Annotated in this window: 14 protein-coding genes and 1 pseudogene; 12 read left to right on the top strand and 3 right to left on the bottom strand. The window is 73.5% G+C overall.

Annotated features, from left to right (window positions below):
• Window positions 1–50: 50 nt before the first annotated feature.
• A complete protein-coding gene (locus tag FH609_RS03025; RefSeq protein ID WP_139667645.1) occupies window positions 51–1,358 on the bottom strand; it encodes a PHB depolymerase family esterase in 1,308 nt (435 codons plus the stop codon).
• Window positions 1,359–1,385: 27 nt separating this feature from the next.
• Between FH609_RS03025 and FH609_RS03020 the strand changes: the two genes are divergently transcribed.
• On the top strand, window positions 1,386–2,528 hold the full coding sequence (locus FH609_RS03020; RefSeq protein WP_139667644.1) for a PucR family transcriptional regulator: 1,143 nt from the start codon (window positions 1,386–1,388) through the stop codon (window positions 2,526–2,528).
• Window positions 2,529–2,553: 25 nt separating this feature from the next.
• Here FH609_RS03020 and FH609_RS03015 read toward each other — a convergent pair whose 3' ends face one another.
• Window positions 2,554–3,501, bottom strand: a complete 948-nt coding sequence (locus FH609_RS03015) for an alpha/beta hydrolase (protein WP_139667643.1) — start codon at window positions 3,499–3,501, stop codon at window positions 2,554–2,556.
• Window positions 3,502–3,896: 395 nt separating this feature from the next.
• Here FH609_RS03015 and FH609_RS03010 point away from each other — a divergent pair, with 395 nt between their 5' ends.
• From FH609_RS03010 to FH609_RS02975, 8 genes and pseudogenes are all read left to right on the top strand, one after another.
• On the top strand, window positions 3,897–5,264 hold the full coding sequence (locus tag FH609_RS03010) for an SGNH/GDSL hydrolase family protein (RefSeq protein ID WP_139667642.1): 1,368 nt from the start codon (window positions 3,897–3,899) through the stop codon (window positions 5,262–5,264).
• A 384-nt stretch (window positions 5,265–5,648) separates the two neighbouring features.
• The gene (locus FH609_RS03005; protein ID WP_139667641.1) at window positions 5,649–6,668 is read left to right on the top strand and encodes a LacI family DNA-binding transcriptional regulator; all 1,020 of its coding nucleotides are present in this window, start codon (window positions 5,649–5,651) and stop codon (window positions 6,666–6,668) included.
• Window positions 6,669–6,733: 65 nt separating this feature from the next.
• Window positions 6,734–7,972, top strand: coding sequence for an ABC transporter substrate-binding protein (locus FH609_RS03000; protein ID WP_139667640.1), 1,239 nt, complete (start codon window positions 6,734–6,736; stop codon window positions 7,970–7,972).
• Window positions 7,969–8,898, top strand: a complete 930-nt coding sequence (locus FH609_RS02995; RefSeq protein WP_139667639.1) for a carbohydrate ABC transporter permease — start codon at window positions 7,969–7,971, stop codon at window positions 8,896–8,898. Before FH609_RS03000 ends, FH609_RS02995 begins: the two co-directional genes overlap by 4 nt.
• 2 nt (window positions 8,899–8,900) lie before the next feature.
• Window positions 8,901–9,728 (top strand): carbohydrate ABC transporter permease, encoded by an 828-nt coding sequence (locus FH609_RS02990; protein WP_139667638.1) that lies wholly within the window; start codon window positions 8,901–8,903, stop codon window positions 9,726–9,728.
• Window positions 9,729–9,830: 102 nt separating this feature from the next.
• Window positions 9,831–11,309: a GH1 family beta-glucosidase gene (locus tag FH609_RS02985; protein ID WP_139667637.1), complete on the top strand. Its 1,479-nt coding sequence runs from the start codon at window positions 9,831–9,833 to the stop codon at window positions 11,307–11,309.
• A 15-nt stretch (window positions 11,310–11,324) separates the two neighbouring features.
• Entirely contained in the window at window positions 11,325–13,610 is a 2,286-nt protein-coding gene (gene yicI, locus FH609_RS02980; RefSeq protein WP_139667636.1) for an alpha-xylosidase, read from the top strand.
• Between the two features lie 165 nt (window positions 13,611–13,775).
• Window positions 13,776–14,348, top strand: a pseudogene (locus FH609_RS02975) (isochorismatase family protein).
• Between the two features lie 39 nt (window positions 14,349–14,387).
• On the opposite strand, the gene FH609_RS31395 reads toward FH609_RS02975, so the two are convergent.
• Entirely contained in the window at window positions 14,388–14,963 is a 576-nt protein-coding gene (locus FH609_RS31395; RefSeq protein ID WP_226961358.1) for an SET domain-containing protein, read from the bottom strand.
• 135 nt (window positions 14,964–15,098) lie between these two features.
• Between FH609_RS31395 and FH609_RS31390 the strand changes: the two genes are divergently transcribed.
• Genes FH609_RS31390 through FH609_RS02960 form a run of 3 tightly spaced genes read left to right on the top strand, consistent with a single transcriptional unit; the run spans window position 15,099 to window position 16,314 of the window.
• On the top strand, window positions 15,099–15,275 hold the full coding sequence (locus tag FH609_RS31390; protein WP_226961357.1) for a hypothetical protein: 177 nt from the start codon (window positions 15,099–15,101) through the stop codon (window positions 15,273–15,275).
• A 34-nt stretch (window positions 15,276–15,309) separates the two neighbouring features.
• Window positions 15,310–15,942 carry an endonuclease gene (locus tag FH609_RS02965; RefSeq protein ID WP_139667634.1) on the top strand — a complete coding sequence of 211 codons (633 nt, stop codon included), beginning with the start codon at window positions 15,310–15,312 and terminating at the stop codon, window positions 15,940–15,942.
• Window positions 15,943–15,972: 30 nt separating this feature from the next.
• Window positions 15,973–16,314 (top strand): DUF3140 domain-containing protein, encoded by a 342-nt coding sequence (locus FH609_RS02960; RefSeq protein WP_139667633.1) that lies wholly within the window; start codon window positions 15,973–15,975, stop codon window positions 16,312–16,314.
• The last annotated feature ends 74 nt before the right edge of the window (window positions 16,315–16,388 follow it).

Raw genomic sequence — 16,388 nt, 5'->3', positions numbered from 1 at the left:
GGTGGAACTCCCGTGGCGGGCGCGGCCGTTGCGCAGCGCGGGGCCGAACGTCAGGCGCAGGCCGTCCCGTTGAGCGCGAAGCCCGTCGGGGCGGCGGGGGTGCCGCCGTGGCTGGCCTGGTAGCCGAGGGTGACGCTGCCGCCCGGCGGGATGGTGGCGTTGTGCGCCACGCCCGTCGCGGTGACGGCGCCGCTCTCGGCCGAGTAGTGGGCGTTCCAGCCGGCGGTGATGGCCTGGCCGGCGGGCAGGCTGAACGTGAGGCGCCAGTCGTCGAGCGCTGTGTCACCGGTGTTGCTGACGGTGATCTCGGCGGTCAGGCCCGTGTTCCAGGCGTTGGTGGTGGCCGTCACGGCGCAGGCCGCCGGGTCGGGGTCCGGGTCGGGGCCGGGGTTGCCGGTCGGCTCGTCCAACCCGAAGAAGGCGATGGCCCGTTCGGCCATCCCGCTGCCGGGCAGGTCGTGGCCCATGCCGCTGATGCTGATCGCCTCGACCGGGGCCTGCTCACCGGCGTTGCCGTAGCGGGTCCTGGTCCAGTTGGGCTGCGGGCTGTCGGTGAGCGCCGGGGTCTGGCTGACGCCCAGGACGTTGGTCCACTGCTTGATCTCCTCCCCCAGGTTGTTGTGGTGGAGGATGGCGTCCTGGGTGCCGTGCCACAGCTGCATCCGGGGCCTGGGCCCGGTGTAGCCGGGGTAGGCGGCGCGCGCGATGTCGCCCCACTCCTGCGGGGTGCGGCTGATCTGGCCGTTGGCGCACTGGCTGTTCCAGCCCGAGCCGTCGGTGGTCGCGAAGCAGCCGAAGGGCACGCCCATGAAGGCCGCGCCGGCCTGGAAGACGTCGGGGTAGTTGCCGAGCAGGACGTTGGTCATCATCGCGCCGGAGGAGGCGCCGGTGACGAAGATCCGGTCGGGATCGGCGTTGTGGTGGGTCTCCACATAGCTGATCATCGAGCGGATGCCGACCGGGTCGCTGCCCCCGTTCCTGGTGAGGGCCTGGGGCGAGGAGACGTCGAAGCACTGCCCCTCGCGGGTCGCCGAGGGGTAGATGACGACGAAGCCGTACTGGTCGGCGAGCGAGGCGAACTGGGTGCCCGAATAGAACGCCGGGCCCGAGCCGGTGCAGTAGTGCACCGCCACCAGCACGGGCGGCTCGTCCTGGACGGTGTCCGGAACGTACAGGTGCATCCCGAGGTTGCTCGGGTTGGCGCCGAAGTCCCTGATCTCGGTGAGGGTGGCCGCCTGCGCGGGAGGCGCGGCGACCAACAGGGCGGCCAGCGTGGGGAGTACGGCGGCCAGCAGGGCGAGGCCGAGCCGGCGGAGCCGGCTGCGGCGGACGGGGGGTGTCGCGGCTCTGGTGGACATGTTTCCGCCCTTTCTAGACTGCGGATCGTGAAGGGTCTGTTGCGGCGGTTGAACGCCCTGGACGCCGACGCGGCCGCCGCCGTCCGCGTCATCGCGCACTACCAGGCGCTGTTGGGCGGCGGGGCGGTCGATCCGGTGACCCTGGTGCGTTCGACGGCCGGGCTGGTGCGCTGCCCGGCCGGTCTTGAGCTGGCCGACGGCCGTCGGGTGCGGTTCGCGCCCGACGGGGTGGCCCTGCCCGGGGTGCCCGGGCGGGTCTCCGACAGCGTGGAGCTGCGGCCGGCGGGGCGCGTCTGGCTCGAACGGGCCGGCTCGGCCGAGCCGTTGGACGCCCTGGTGCTGGAGTGGATGGCCCTGGCGGCCCGGGTGGGTCCCGGGCTGACCGGCCCCTCGCCCAGGGCGGCCGACCCCGCCCTGGTCGAACAGGTGCTCTCCGAACGCGAGAGCATCGAGGACCGGACCCGCGCCGTGCGGCTGCTCGGGCTGCACCCGGGCGTTCCGCTGCGGGTGCTCGCCGTCGCCGCCGGGCAGGACGCGGGGGTCACGGCGGTGACCCTGCTGGCCCGCTGTGGGCTGCCGGCGCTGGTGCGGGTCGCGACCGTCGGGCCGCTGGCCGCCGCGCTGGTTCAGCCGCAGGGCGGCGAGGGCTCGCCGGCGGACGCGCTGCGCGCCGTGCTCGCGGAGCGGGACGCGGAACGGCTGCCGGGCGGCGAACGGTCCCGGGGCGTGCGGTGCGGGGTGGGCGGCGCGGTGCCGCCGAGCCGGGCGGCCGACTCCTGGGCGCGGGCCCGTACCGCGCTGCGCTTCGCCACCGGGGTCGGGCCCGACGCGGGGGTGGTGGACCACGACGCGCTGGGCCCGCTGGCGCTGCTGGCCGAGGTGCCGGCGGCCAGGCTGCGGGCCGACGCCGGGGTGCGGGCCCTGGCCGAACTGGCCGAACGGGACGGCGGCGCGCTGGGCGTGGCGGCGCTGGAGGCGTTCTGCCGCACCGGTTCGCTGCGGCAGGCGGCGGCCGCGCTCCATCTCCACCACAGCTCGGTGGCGGCCCGGCTGGCGGTGGTCGAGGAGGCGCTGGGCTGGCGGCTGCACGAGCCCGGCGACCGGTTCAAGGCGCAACTGGCGCTGTACGGCTGGCGGTTGAGTAACGACGTCGAACCGGAGGCGGGTTGACGCTCCGTCGGAAGGTCTCGGGCGTTCACCGGTTCAACCCCGCCGCGAGTGCCGCGAGCCCCTCGTCGTTGATCCGCTGCCCGATGCCGGAGTGGACGACGGCCGCACAGCCGTGGAACGTGCCCGGGTAGCGCCGGAGTTGGGCCGGCACGCCGGCCGCGTGCAGCGCCTCGGCGAAGGCCAACGCCTCGTCGCGCAGCGGGTCGAACTCCATGGCGGCGACGAACGTCGGTGGCAGGCCGGCGAGTTCCGTTGCCCTGGCCGGTGCGGCATAGGCCGGGACCCCGGTCGTGCCCGGCACGCCCGACCCCAGGTAGGCGGCCCAACTCAAGGAGGCGTTGCGGCGGTTCCACACCGGGGTGTCGGTGAAGCGGCGCGCGCTCCCGGTGGCGAGCCGGTCGTCGAGGGCGGGGCTGTGCAGATGGAGGTGGCGGGCCGCCGGCCCGCCGAGGTCGCGCGCCAGCAGCGCGGCCCCGGCGGCCAGCCCCGCCCCCGCGCTGTCTCCCCACAGCGCGAGCCGTTCCGGGTCGACGCCCAGCACTTCGGCGTGTTCCGCCAGCCAGAGCCAGCCGGCGTACACGTCGTCCAGCGGCGCCGGATACGGGTGTTCGGGCGCCAGCCGGTAGTCCACGGCGACGACCACGGCGGGCAGTTCGCGGGCGAACCGCAGGTTGAGGTCGTGATCCACGTCGAAGGAGCCGAGGACGAAGCCGCCGCCGTGCACGCCGTAGACGGCGGCCAGCGGCCCGGCGGCGCCCTCGGGGCGGTAGATCCGCAGCGGCACCTTGGGGTCGCCGGCCGAGCGGCCCGGCGCCAGCACCTCGCGCACGGCGACCCCACGCTCGTCGGCCGCCGCCATCGCCGCCGCCAGCTCGGCCGCCTGGGCGGCGCGGGCTGCGGGCAGGTCCGAGATGTCGATCTCGGCCAACATCGCCGCAGCCGCCGCCAGTTCGGGGTCGAGGGGGTAGCCCATGCCGGGTGTGCCTTTCGCTCTCCACGGGCGGCGCCGTGCCGCCTTCCGAACGTGACACGCCCGCCGCCGCACGGCAGCAGACGGGCGTCGGGGAAACCGGGCACGCGGCCCGACGACCGCGCACGGCCCAGGTGGGAGGGCCGGACCGGGGGCCACGGTACCCGCTGGGCGACCGTTCCGGCCGCGCCGCACGCGGGCCCGACGACCGTGCCCGGCGGCCGAGTTGGGCCGAACCCCGGAAGGGATCACCGAAAATTTTCAGATCCTTACCGGAAGTCTTGACGGGCCCGGTGGCCCTTCCTAGTGTCACGGCGCCGCAGGGAACCGCCCCCGGGACGACCGCGCCGACGGCTCGGCCGTCCGCCCCACCCCCCACCGAAGGAGCCCCCGACCGCATGAAGAGAACCCGCACTCTCGGCCGGCTCGTCGCCCTGGCGGCCCTGCCCCTGGCCCTGCTCGCCGGGCCGACGGCGGCCCAGGCCGCAGGCTCCGCCGGCTCCCCCGCCAACTCCCCCGCCGCAGCGGCGCGTTCACCGGAGGCGACCGGGGCGGGCGCCGAACGGGCCGGCCCGGGGCGGGAGATGCGCTGGGTCGGCAGCTGGACGGCGATGCCGCAGCTCACCGAGCCGCACAACATGCCGCCGCCCCCGTTCACCGGCGAGGAGTCCGTCCTGGTGGACACGACGCTCCGTCAGACGGTGCGGATCACCACCGGCGGCGAGCGGTTCCGGCTGGCCTTCTCCAACGAGTTCGGCGGCGCGCCGCTGCCGTTGACCAGCGTCGCCGTCGCGCTGCCCAGGGACGGGCAGGCCGGCGTCAGCGCGGTCGAGCCGGGCAGCTCGGTGCCGGTCACGTTCAGCGGCGGGCGGAGTTCGGTGACCGTGCCGATCGGCGCGCGCTATGTCAGCGACCCGGTGGACCTCGCCCTCCCGCCGGGCAGCAACCTCACCGTGACCACCTATCTGGCCACCGGCCAGGCCACGTTGTCCCTCACCTCGCACCCCGGCTCGCGCACCACCTCGCACCTGCTGGCCGGCGAGCATGTGACCGCCGACGACCTGCCGGGCGCCACGCCCACCGACCACTGGTACCTGCTCAGCGGCGTCGAGGCGTGGTCGCCGGCCGACCACCACGGCACCGCCGTGCTCGGCGACTCGCTCACCGACGGCCGGGGCTCCACCACCAACGGCAACGACCGGTGGACCGACCAGCTCTTCGACCGGATGGCGGCCGACCCGGACACCGCGCACGTCTCCCTGCTCAACCAGGGCGCCGGCGGCAACCGGGTCCTCAACGAAGGACTCGGCCCCAGCGCGTTGGCCCGGCTGGACCGGGACGTGATCGCGCAGAGCGGCGTCGAGCGGCTGATCCTCTTCGAGGGCGTCAACGACATCGGCACGGCGGAGGCCACCGAGGAGGCCCAACGGGCCGTCGCCGACGAGCTGATCACCGCCTACGACCAGATCGTCACCCGCGCCCACGCCCACGGCATCGAGGTGTTCGGCGCGACGCTGCTGCCCTTCGGCGACAACGAGATGTACGACGACCCCGAGGGCTGGCGCGAGTTGGCGCGCCAGAGCGTCAACGACTGGATTCGCGACAGCGGACGGTTCGACGCGGTGCTCGACTTCGACGCGGTCACCCGCGACCCGGCGCAGCCGGAGCGGCTGCTGCCCGACATCCACGACGGCGACTGGCTGCATCTGACGCCCGAGGGCTACGGCCTGCTGGCCGCCTCGGTGCCGCTGGAACTGCTGCGGTAGCCCCCGACAGGCCCGGCGTTCCCGACAACCAGCCCGTCCCCGCCGCAAACCGGGCCGGGCCGGCGACCCTCGTGTGGTACGGGGCGCGCGAGCGCCCCACAGCCCCCACCGCGCGAGCCGCCGGCCCGGCCCTCCCACGGTAGCCAACTCCCCGGCGGGCGGGCAGGAGGTCCCGCCGTCCCCCGCCGCGCCCCGACCACATTCCGCGGAACGGAATGTTCCGGGATGTCTTGTGCGGCGTCCGGAGGGATGCCTACGATTTCCGGCGATGGTTCGTCGAATCGATTCGACGAACGGTTCGACCGACGGTTCGGACGCCCAACTCCGCTGTGCGCCAACGGAGTTGGAGTGAAAAGGGGCCCGGCCAGGAAGGGAGCCAAGCGGATGGTCACCATCAAGGACGTGGCCCGGCACGCCGGCGTCGCGCCCAGCACGGTCTCCTATGTGCTCAGCGGCTCCCGCAAGATCTCCGAGGAGACCAGGACCGCCGTCCGCGCCGCCGTCGAGGAGCTGGGCTACCACCCGCGCGCCTCGGCGCGCACGCTGCGGCGCGCGCGCAGCGAGGTGCTGGTGCTGGCCGTGCCGAGGGAGCCGGGCAAGTACCGGGCGGTGGACGGCCGGTTCGCCATCGACATCGGCGACATGGCCAGAGACCGGGGCTACGACCTGCTGCTGATGACCGACCCCGACGGGGTGCGCGGGCTGACCCGGGTGGCCCGCAGCGGGCTGGCCGACGGCGCGGTGCTGATGGCGGTGCGCGAACGGGACCCGAGGATCGAGGCGTTGCGCGCGCACGGCTTCCCCACCGCGCTGGTGGGGCACGGCGACGAGAGCGAGGGCGACGACCCGCCGTGGGTGGACCTGGACTGGGCGGCTGCGGTCGCGCTGGCCGTGCGGGAGGCGGTGGCCGCCGGGCACCGGCGGATCGCGTTCTGGGCCTCGGCCGACCACGAGTTCGAGGCCAGGAACGGCTATGCGCTGCGCGGCCTGGCCGGCGCCGAGGCGGCCGCGCGGGAGACCGGGGTCGAGGTGCGGGTGCGGCGTTCCACCGTGGAGCCGGACGAGGCGCGCGCCCGGCTCGTCGAGCTGCTCACCGCGCGCCCGCGCCCGACGGCGCTGCTGGTGCAGCACCTGATCCCGTTGCCGCTGCTGCTGGAGGAGATCGCGGCGCTGGGGCTGCGGGTCGGCGAGGACCTGGCGGTGGTGCTGGTCGGGAGCCTCCCGGACGAGGCGGGCGCGCTGCGGCTGCCGCGCGTCGAGCTGCCGGTGGGGCGGATGGCCGAGGCGGCGGTGCGGCTGGTGGTCGAGGCGATCGAGAAGCCGGAACAGCCCTATGCGGCACGGGAGTTGATCGCGCCGGAGCTGGTGGCCGGAGGCCCGCCCATCGCGCCCCCGAGCGGCTGAGCGGGCGCGGAGCCGCGGCACCAGACGGACCGGACGAATCCGAACGAAGCGCGAACGAGAGAGTCATGCCAGCAAGCAACGGAAGGACCCGCCGGTCGGCGGTGGCCGTCGGCCTGACGGCGGTCACCCTGGCCGCCGGCCTCGCCGGCTGTGCCGCCGAGCCGGACCCCGACACGGTGACGGTGCTCAACTCGGCGACGGACACCGCCGAACACGAGGCCAACCAGGACTTTTTCGACCGCTGCGCCGAGCCGTTGGGCCTGCGGGTGGAGCAGATCAGCGTGCCGGCCGACCAGGTGGCGTCCAAGGCGCTGCGGATGGCGTCCTCGGACTCGCTGACCGACATCCTGGAGCTGGACGGCTCGGAGCTGCCGCAGTTTGCGGAGACCGGCGGGCTGCGGCCGATCGACGAGGTGGGGGTGGCGACCGAGGGCTTCTCGGACAGCTCGGTGGCGCTGGGCTCCTTCGACGGCACCCAGTACGGGGTGGCCCGCTCGGTGAACTCCCTCGCGCTGATCTACAACACCGAGCTGCTGGCCGAGGCCGGCTTCCAACCACCCACCACCTGGGACGAGTTGCGGCGGACGGCCGCCGAGCTGACCTCGGGCGACACCTATGGGATGGCGTTCTCGGCCACCCCGGACGCGGACGGTGTCTACCAGTTCCTGCCGTTCTTCTGGTCGGCCGGCGGCGACGAGGCGCGGCTGACCGAGGGCGAGGGCGGGGCGGCGGCGCTGGCGTTCTGGAAGGAGCTGGTGGATGCCGGCTCGGTCTCCCGTTCGGTCGTCAACTGGAACCAGCAGGACGTGAACGACCAGTTCCTCTCCGGAAGGGCCGCCATGATGATCAACGGGCCCTGGCAGGTGCCGGTGCTCGACGCCCAGGACGAGGTGGACTGGGCGGTTGCCGCGATCCCCGTCCCCGAGGCGGGGCGCGACCCGGTGCCGCCCATCGGCGGCACCGTGATGACCGTGCCGAAGAACGACGACCGCGAGCGGGAGCGGAACGCCGGCCGGCTGCTGAGCTGCCTCAACTCCGAGGAGAACCAGCTGGCCTGGGGCGAGCGGGTCAACAACGTGCCGACGCTGGCGACGGCCGCCGAGCGCTACCGCGAGCAGCACCCGAAGCTGGCGCCGTTCGCCGACCTGGTGCGGACCGCGCGCTCGCGCACCGAACGGGTCGGCACCCGCTGGCCGGTGGTCGGCGACGCGCTGGCCGGCGCGTTCCAGTCGGTGCTGACCGGGCGCTCCTCCCCCGAGGACGCGCTGCGCGCCGCCCAGCGGCAGGCGGGTGAGGAGCGGTGAGCACGACGACGACGCGCCGACGCGCCCCCGGTTCCCGTCAACGGGCGCTCTACCGCTGGCTGTTCGTGCTGCCGGCCGTGCTCTATCTGCTGGCGTTCTTCGGCTATCCGCTGGTGCGCAACATCCTGATGAGCTTTCAGGAGTTCACGCCGCGCACCTACTTCACCGGCGAGGCCCCGTTCAACGGCCTGGAGAACTGGCGGGCGGTGCTGGACGATCCGCTGCTGGGCGACGCGCTGTGGCAGACGATGGTCTTCACCGTGGGCTCGCTGCTCGGGCAGTTCACCATCGGCCTGGCCCTCGCGGTGTTCTTCTCCCGGCGGTTCCGGCTCTCCGGGACGATCCGCGCCGTGCTGCTGCTGCCCTGGCTGGTGCCGATGGTGGTCTCGGCGGTGGTCTGGCGGCGGATCATGGACGAGGAACACGGGGTGCTCAACAGCTTCCTCGACCTGGTGGGCCTCAGCTCCGACGGGGTGCCGTGGCTGTCCAGCCCGAGCGTGGCGCTGGCCTCGGTGATCCTGGTGAACATCTGGATCGGCATCCCGTTCAACATGGTGATCCTCTACGGCGGCCTGGCGGAGATACCCGAGGAGCTGTACGAGGCGGCGGCGCTGGACGGGGCCGGGCCGTGGCGCACGTTCTGGCGGATCACGCTGCCCATGCTGCGCCCGGTGGTCACGGTGGTGCTGGTGCTGGGCTTCATGTCCACGGTGAAGATCCTGGACCTGGTGCTGGCGCTGACCGGCGGCGGGCCGGCCGACTCCACCCAGACCCTGGGCACACTCACCTACCAACTCTCGTTCCTGCGCCTGGACTTCGGCCAGGGCGCGGTGGTGGGCAACATCCTGATCCTGATCAGCGCGGTCTTCGCCGTGCTCTATCTGCGTGCCAACCGGGCCGATCTCGGCCCGGGGAAGGGTAGATGACGATGCGTCAGCGAACGGGTTCCTCCCGCGCCGCCCGCTGGGGCAGCACCACGGTCGCGCTGCTGGTGCTGGCCGTGATGCTCTTCCCGGTCTACTGGATGGTCTCCACGGCGCTCCAGCCGCACTCCTCGATCGCCTCGGCCGACCTGCTGCCGACCTCGCCGAGCCTGGACAACTTCCGTACCGCGCTGGAGAGTCAGGGCGGTTCGCTGGTGACCAGCCTGGTGGTGGCGCTGGGCGCGGTGGTGGTCTGCCTGGCGCTGGCGGCGCCGGCGGCGTACGGGCTGGCGCAGTTCGGGCTGCGCGGCGGGCGGACCATCGTCTTCGGCACGCTGATCACCCAGATGGTGCCGGGCATCGTGGTGGCCAACGCGCTCTACAGCGCGTACGCCGAGTTGGGCCTGGTCAACTCCTATCTGGGGCTGATCCTGGCGGACGCCTCGCTGGGGCTGCCGTTCGCGATCGTGCTGCTGCGGGCGTTCATGGTCTCCATCCCGAGCGAGGTGGTGGAGGCGGCGCTGGTGGACGGGGCGAACCGGTTCACGGCGTTCGTGCGGATCGTGCTGCCGATGAGCCGGAACGCGCTCATCACCTCCGGGCTCTTCGCGTTCCTCTTCGCGTGGGCGGACTTCGTCTTCGCGTTGACCCTCAATACCACCGACGACGTTCGGCCGGTCACGCTGGGCCTCTACCAGTTCATCGGGGCCCATGTGAGTGACTGGGGAGCGGTGATGGCCACGGCCGTGCTGTCGGCGATCCCGGCGGCGATACTGCTGGTCGTCGCCCAGAAGTACATCGCCGCCGGGATCGCCGGCGGCTCCCTGAAGTAACCGGACGACGTAGCCGGCCTCACCCGGGGCAGGCGAGCCCAGCGAGACGGGCAAGCGCTTGCCCCAACCGAACCACCATCCTGACAAGGGTCGAAAGAACTGATGAGCACTGCCGATTCACCGCACCTCGCCCACTCCCCCGATCCCGCCGGCGCGGCCGGCTACCCCACGTTCCCGCCCGGCTTCGCCTTCGGGGCCGCGACCGCCGCCTACCAGATCGAGGGCGCCCACGACGTCGGCGGGCGCGGCCCGTCGATCTGGGACACCTACTGCCGCACGCCCGGCAAGGTCGCCGACGGCGCCACCGGGGACGTGGCCTGCGACCACTACCACCGCTACCGGGAGGACGTGGCGCTGCTGCGCGAACTCGGCGTCGACGACTACCGGTTCTCGATCGCCTGGCCGCGCGTCCAGCCGACCGGCTCGGGGCCGGCCAACGCCGAGGGGATCGCGTTCTACGACCGGCTCCTCGACGAGCTGCTGGCGGCCGGTATCCGCCCGGCGGCCACGCTCTACCACTGGGACCTGCCGCAGGCGCTGGAGGACAGGGGCGGCTGGCGGGTGCGGGAGACGGCCGAGCGGTTCGCCGAGTACGCGGCGATCGTCGCCGACCGGCTGGGCGACCGCATCCCGCGCTGGATCACCCTCAACGAGCCGTTCTGCGCGGCGTTCGTCGGCTACGCCATCGGCCGGCACGCGCCGGGCGCGCGCGAGGGCAGGGGCGCGCTGGCCGCCGCGCACCACCTGCTGGTCGGGCACGGGCTGGCGGTGCGGGCGCTGCGCGCCGCCGGGCAAGGCGAGGTGGGGATCACACTCAACCCGGACCGGCTGCTGCCGGCCAGCGACTCGGCGGCGGACCTGGCGGCGGTGCGCCGGGCGGAGACGCTGCACAACGCGGTCTGGTTCGACCCGCTCTTCGCCGGCCGCTACCCGGAGCACGAGGCCGAGACCTGGGGCGGGCTGGCCGACGGCTCCTACCGCGAGGACGGCGATCTCGACCTGATCGGCGCCCCGTTGGACTTCGTCGGCGTCAACTACTACCGCCCGATCACGATCGCCGCCGCCCCGCACCGGGAGGCCGACCCGGCGCGGCGCACCGCCGTCGACATCGGCGTCGAGGAGACCTGGCGGGACGACGTGCGGCACACCACCATGGGCTGGCCCGTGGTGCCCGAGTCGTTCACCGACCTGCTGGTCGACCTCGACCGGCGGCACCCGAACCTGCCGCCGCTGTACATCACCGAGAACGGCTCGGCCGAGGCGGACACCGTGGCCGACGACGGGCAGGTGCACGACGCCGACCGGGTCGCCTATCTGCGGGACCACCTGGCGGCGCTGGCCGAGGCGGTGCGCGCCGGCGTGGACGTGCGCGGGTACTACGTCTGGTCGCTGCTGGACAACTTCGAGTGGGCCTTCGGCTACGACAAGCGCTTCGGCATCGTGCGCGTCGACTACGACACCCTGGAGCGCCTGCCCAAGGACAGCTACCGCTGGTACCAGGGCCTGATCCGCCACCACCGGCGGCGCCACGGCCAGCGGCCGCAGGACGTGTCGGGGACAGCCGACCAACGACAGGACTAGGGAGACCCGAACACCGTGAAGTTCACCGACGGTTACTGGCTGATGCGCGAAGGGGTGGCGGCCTCGTTCGCCACCTGGGTCGCGGACGCGCGGATCGAGGAGGACCGGCTGACCCTGTGGGGCGCCACCGGCCGGGAGCGCGGCCGGGGCGGCACGCTCAACAGCCCGCTGCTGACCGTGGAGGTCTTCTCCCCGGCCGAGGGGGTGATCGGGGTGCGCTCCACCCACCACGCCGGGTCGCGCGACCGGGGCCCGCACTTCGCGCTGCGCTCCGACGAGGGACACGCGGGCAAGGCGCGGGCGTCCGGTTCGGTGCTGGAACTGGCCAGCGGGCCGCTGGCGTTGCGGGTGGACACCGAGGAGCCGTGGCGGCTCGACTTCCTGGCCGAGGGGCGCCTCCTCACCTCGGCGGGCAAGCGCGGCACCGGCTTCGCCACGCTGGACGGGCAGCACCACATCGTCTCGCAACTCTCCCTCGGCGTCGGCGGGTTGGTGTACGGGCTGGGCGAGCGGTTCACCCCGTTCACCAGGAACGGCCAGTCCGTCGAGGTCTGGCAGGCCGACGGCGGCACGGCCAGCGAACAGGCGTACAAGAACGTGCCGTTCTACCTCACCAACCGGGGCTACGGCGTCTTCGTCAACCACCCCGGGCGGGTCTCCTACGAGATCGCCTCGGAGTCGGTCGGTCAGGTCCAGTTCAGCGTCGAGGACCAGTCGGTCGAGTACTACGTGATCTACGGGCCCACCCCCAAGGAGATCCTGGACCGCTACACCGCGCTGACCGGCCGGCCCGCGCTGCCGCCGGCCTGGTCGTTCGGGCTGTGGCTGTCCACGTCGTTCACCACCGACTACGACGAGGACACCGTCGGCCGTTTCACGCGCGGCATGGCCGAGCGCGAGATCCCGCTGAGCGTCTTCCACTTCGACTGCTTCTGGATGCGGGCGTACCAGTGGTGCGACTTCACCTGGGACCCGGACGTCTTCCCCGACCCGGAGGGGATGGTGCGCCGGCTGAAGGACCAGGGGCTGCGGGTCACGGTGTGGATCAACCCCTACATCGGGCAGAAGTCGCCGCTCTTCGACGAGGGCGCGCGGCTGGGCCACCTGGTGCGCACCGCCGAGGGCGACGTGTGGCAGTGGGACATGTGGCAGGCCGGGATGGCGCTGGTGGACTTCACCAGCCCGGCGGCCAGGGAGTGGTACGCGAGCAAGCTGCGGGCGCTGCTGCGGCAGGGCGTGGACGGCTTCAAGACGGACTTCGGCGAGCGGGTCCCGACGGACGTGGTCTGGTCGGACGGCTCGGACCCGGAGCGGATGCACAACTACTACACCCAGCTCTACAACGAGACGGTCTTCCGGGTGCTGACCGAGGAGCGGGGCGAGGGCGAGGCGGTGCTGTTCGCGCGCTCGGCGACGGCCGGCGGGCAGCAGTTCCCGGTGCACTGGGGCGGGGACTGCGAGTCCACGTTCGAGGCGATGGCGGAGTCGCTGCGCGGCGGGCTGTCGTTGGGGCTCAGCGGCTTCGGCTTCTGGAGCCACGACATCGGCGGCTTCGAGGGCACGCCGACGCCGGCGGTCTTCAAGCGGTGGGTGCAGTTCGGGCTGCTCTCCTCGCACAGCCGGCTGCACGGCTCGGGCTCCTACCGGGTGCCGTGGGAGTACGACGAGGAGGCCGTCGAGGTCACCCGCGTCTTCACCCGGCTGAAGAACCGGCTGGCGCCCTATCTGCTGCGGGCCGCCGAGCAGGCCAGGGACCGGGGCACGCCGGTGATGCGGGCGATGGTGCTGGAGTTCCCCGACGACCCGTCCTGCCATCCGCTGGACCGCCAGTACATGCTGGGGGAGAACCTGCTGGTGGCGCCGGTGTTCAGCGAGGACGGCGAGGTCGAGTACTACGTGCCGGCCGGGACGTGGACGCATCTGCTGACCGGCGAGCGGGTTACCGGGCCCGGCTGGCGGCGGGAGCGGTTCGGCTTCGACAGCCTGCCGCTGCTGGCGCGGCCCGGGTCTGTGATCCCGTTCGGGGCGCGGGACGACGGGCCCGAGTACGCCCTGGCCGAGGGCGTCACCCTGCGGGTGCACGCCCCGGAGGACGGCGTCGAGGTGGTCACCCGGGTGCCGGCGGGCACCGGGGAGCGGGCGGCCGTCTTCCGGACCCGGCGGAGCGGCGACGAGCTGACGGTGACCGCCGAGGGCGCGCCGGGCGGCTGGTCGGTGGTGCTCGCCGGGCCCGACGGGTACGGCGAGCCGGTGCCGGTGTCCGAGGGCGCGCACGCGGTGACCCTGCCGATGGCCGGCTAGGCCGCCGGCCGATGAACCCGGCGCGCCGCCCGCCCCTCCTGCCGGGGAGCGGGCGGCGCGTCGCTCGTGCGGGCGGCGTTGTCAGTGGTGGCGTCTAGGGTGAACGCGCCCGGGTTGGCCGGGATTTCGAGGATCTTCGCCGAACGCCGAGGAACGGAGCAGCCCTTGACCACGCTCGCCGACCGCCCGCACACCGCGCTGCTCGTCATCGACATGCAGCGGGACGTGGTCGCCGCCGCGCACCGCGCGGACGAGGTGATCGCCCGGATCAACGCCCTGCTGGACCGGGCCAGGGCCGAGGGCGTGCCCGTGGTCTGGGTGCAGCACTCCGACGCGGACATGCCGATCGACAGCGAGGGCTGGCGCTTCGTGCCCGAGCTGGTCAGGCGGGATGACGAGCCGCTGGTGCACAAGCTCTACGGGGACTCCTTCGAGGCCACCTAGCTGGAGGAGCGGCTGGCCGAGCGCCGCGTCGGCCGGCTGGTGGTGACGGGCGCGCAGACGGATGTCTGCGTCCGCTCCACGCTGCACGGCGGGCTGGTCCGCGGCTATGACGTGACGCTGGTCGGGGACGCGCACACCACGGAGGACCTGTCGGCGCACGGCGCGCCGCCGCCGGAGCAGGTGATAGCCCACACCAACCTCTACTGGCGGTTCCAGAGCGCCCCGGGCCGGCGGTGCGGCACGGTGAACGCGGCGGACGTGGACTTCGGGCCGGCGGCGACCGGGGCGGCCTGACGTTTCGGGGTGGCCGGCGCGGCCTGACCGGAGCCGGGCTCACGCGTCGTCGAGCCGGTCGATCCTGGCCAGCAGCGGCGGGGTCCAGTGCCGGCCGTAGGCGGCGCGGAGCGCGGGGTCGCGCCAGTCGAGCCCGGTGACCCGCGTGCGGCAACGGGGCGCGCCGCAGCGGCAGTTCATCGACCAGTCGTCGACGGCGGTGAGGGTGGCGTAGTCGATGGTCAGCTCCTCGCCGGCGGCGACGTCCCGCCGGGTCTCGATGGTGAGGGCGTCCCGGTGCCAGAGGTTCGGCTCGCAGGAGTGGTTGCCGAAGCGCACCGGGTGGTCGGGGGTCAGCAGCAGATGCAGGCCCTCGCCCACCGAGAGGCTGTCGTGCCGGGTGAGGGTGGCCAGCGTGGCGTCGTCGATCAGCCGGCCGCCGAGGCGTTCGACCACGGTGCCGGCCGGCAGCGGGACGCCGGCGACGAGCCCCCGGCCCTCGATCGGCGAGCTCCCGACCTCGACGCCCGGGTGCAGCCAGCAGGTGGCCGGAACGGGGCCGAGGCCGGGGACGACGCCTCCGGCGCGGTCCGGGGCCGAGCGATCACGGCTGGGGTGGTTGGGGTGGTTGGTCACGGTGCGTTGCCTTCCGGTTGGGTCTTTCCTTGCGTTTCTGAGCGCGCCGGGGGCGATCCTGTGATCGTTCCGACATGGTTCGGGGCGTTTTAGGCGTCGGTGACCGGGAACCCGCCGTGGTCGAGGTGATAAGACATGTCGAAATCGACCAAGACGGTCGCGGACGCATCCGCCCACCCCGCCCACCCCGTTCACGAGCTGCCCGGCCACCAGGAGTGGCGGCTGCTGCTGGAGGAGCGCGCGGCCGAGCGCGCCCTGGGCTCCGTTCCCGAACGCGCCGTCTTCGGCGAGCAGTTGCCGGAGACCGACTGACCGGACCGACCAGCGGGGCGGGAGGAGAGGCGGCATGACCGCACAGACCGAACGCACGGCGCGAGCGCTGCTCGACCGCTGTGGCGAGACCTACGCGGCCCAGGCGGGCATCCGGCTGCGGGACACCCCGGCGCCGCTGTACCAGACGCTGGTGCTGGCGCATCTGCTGTCGGCGCGGATCAAGGCCGATGTCGCGGTGGCGGCGGCCCGGGCGCTCTTCGACGCGGGGATGCGCACCCCGCGCGCCATGGCCGACGCCACCTGGCAGCAGCGGGTGGACGCCCTGGGCGTGGGCCACTACCGCCGCTACGACGAGCGGACCGCCACCCAACTCGGCGACGGCGCCCGGCTGTTGCTCGACCGGTACGGGGGCGACGTGCGGCGGATGCGCGAGGAGGCGCCGACCCGGCTGCGGGAGTATCCGGGGATCGGCCCGATGGGCGTGGACATCTTCCTGCGCGAGGTGCAGGCCGTCTGGCCCGAGTACGCGCCGTATGTCGACAACCGCGCGAAGGAGGGCGCCAGCCGGGTCGGCCTGCCGCGTTCGCCCCGGGCGCTGTCCGGGCTGGTGCGGAGGGCCGACATTCCCCGGCTGACAGCGGGCCTGGTCCGGGTATCCCTGGACAAGAGGTTGGCCAGGGACGTGACCGACCTGGCCCGCGCCTGAACCGAGCACGACCGGTCCTGGAGGCGGACGATGACCGACGCCGAGGCATTCGAGATGGACGCGCTGTGGGCGGACTTCCACAACGCGGTGAACATGACCTCGCAGGAGTTGGCGGCCTGGCTGCGGGTGAGCAGCGCGGGCGAGGACGCCGAGCGCCTTCCCGAGCGCGCCGGCTCCGAGCGGGGACGCGGGGTCCTCGCGATCCTGCGGAAACGCCAGATGGATCTCACCGATGCCGACATCGACCTGATGCGCGAGGTCGTGGAGACCGTCACGACCGAACGGGCGGCCGGCCCGCGCGAGGAGCGGCCGGAGCCCGACTGGCGCTACCAGCTGATGTCGCTGGGCCACGACCCGCTGCGCGCCGGCTGAGCGCGGGCGCGCGGCGGGCGGCCGAGCGCGGGACCCCGCCCTCGGCCGGCGGGTTCCCGGTGGGCGGGTTCCCT

This window comes from Streptomyces sp. 3MP-14 (assembly GCF_006334905.2).
GTDB lineage: Bacteria > Actinomycetota > Actinomycetes > Streptomycetales > Streptomycetaceae > Streptomyces > Streptomyces triticirhizae.
The sequence above is the reverse complement of the archived record's forward strand: the minus strand, read 5'-3'. Positions and strand labels throughout refer to the sequence as shown.

Bases quoted from the DNA above. Each gene is read 5' to 3' on its own strand.
- FH609_RS03025 (WP_139667645.1), bottom strand. From the start codon at position 1,358: ATGTCCACCAGAGCCGCGACACCCCCCGTCCGCCGCAGCCGGCTCCGC.
- FH609_RS03015 (WP_139667643.1), bottom strand. From the start codon at position 3,501: ATGGGCTACCCCCTCGACCCCGAACTGGCGGCGGCTGCGGCGATGTTG.
- FH609_RS03010 (WP_139667642.1), top strand. From the start codon at position 3,897: ATGAAGAGAACCCGCACTCTCGGCCGGCTCGTCGCCCTGGCGGCCCTG.
- FH609_RS03005 (WP_139667641.1), top strand. From the start codon at position 5,649: ATGGTCACCATCAAGGACGTGGCCCGGCACGCCGGCGTCGCGCCCAGC.
- FH609_RS03000 (WP_139667640.1), top strand. From the start codon at position 6,734: ATGCCAGCAAGCAACGGAAGGACCCGCCGGTCGGCGGTGGCCGTCGGC.
- FH609_RS02990 (WP_139667638.1), top strand. From the start codon at position 8,901: ATGCGTCAGCGAACGGGTTCCTCCCGCGCCGCCCGCTGGGGCAGCACC.
- FH609_RS02985 (WP_139667637.1), top strand. From the start codon at position 9,831: ATGAGCACTGCCGATTCACCGCACCTCGCCCACTCCCCCGATCCCGCC.
- FH609_RS31390 (WP_226961357.1), top strand. From the start codon at position 15,099: ATGTCGAAATCGACCAAGACGGTCGCGGACGCATCCGCCCACCCCGCC.
- FH609_RS02965 (WP_139667634.1), top strand. From the start codon at position 15,310: ATGACCGCACAGACCGAACGCACGGCGCGAGCGCTGCTCGACCGCTGT.
- FH609_RS02960 (WP_139667633.1), top strand. From the start codon at position 15,973: ATGACCGACGCCGAGGCATTCGAGATGGACGCGCTGTGGGCGGACTTC.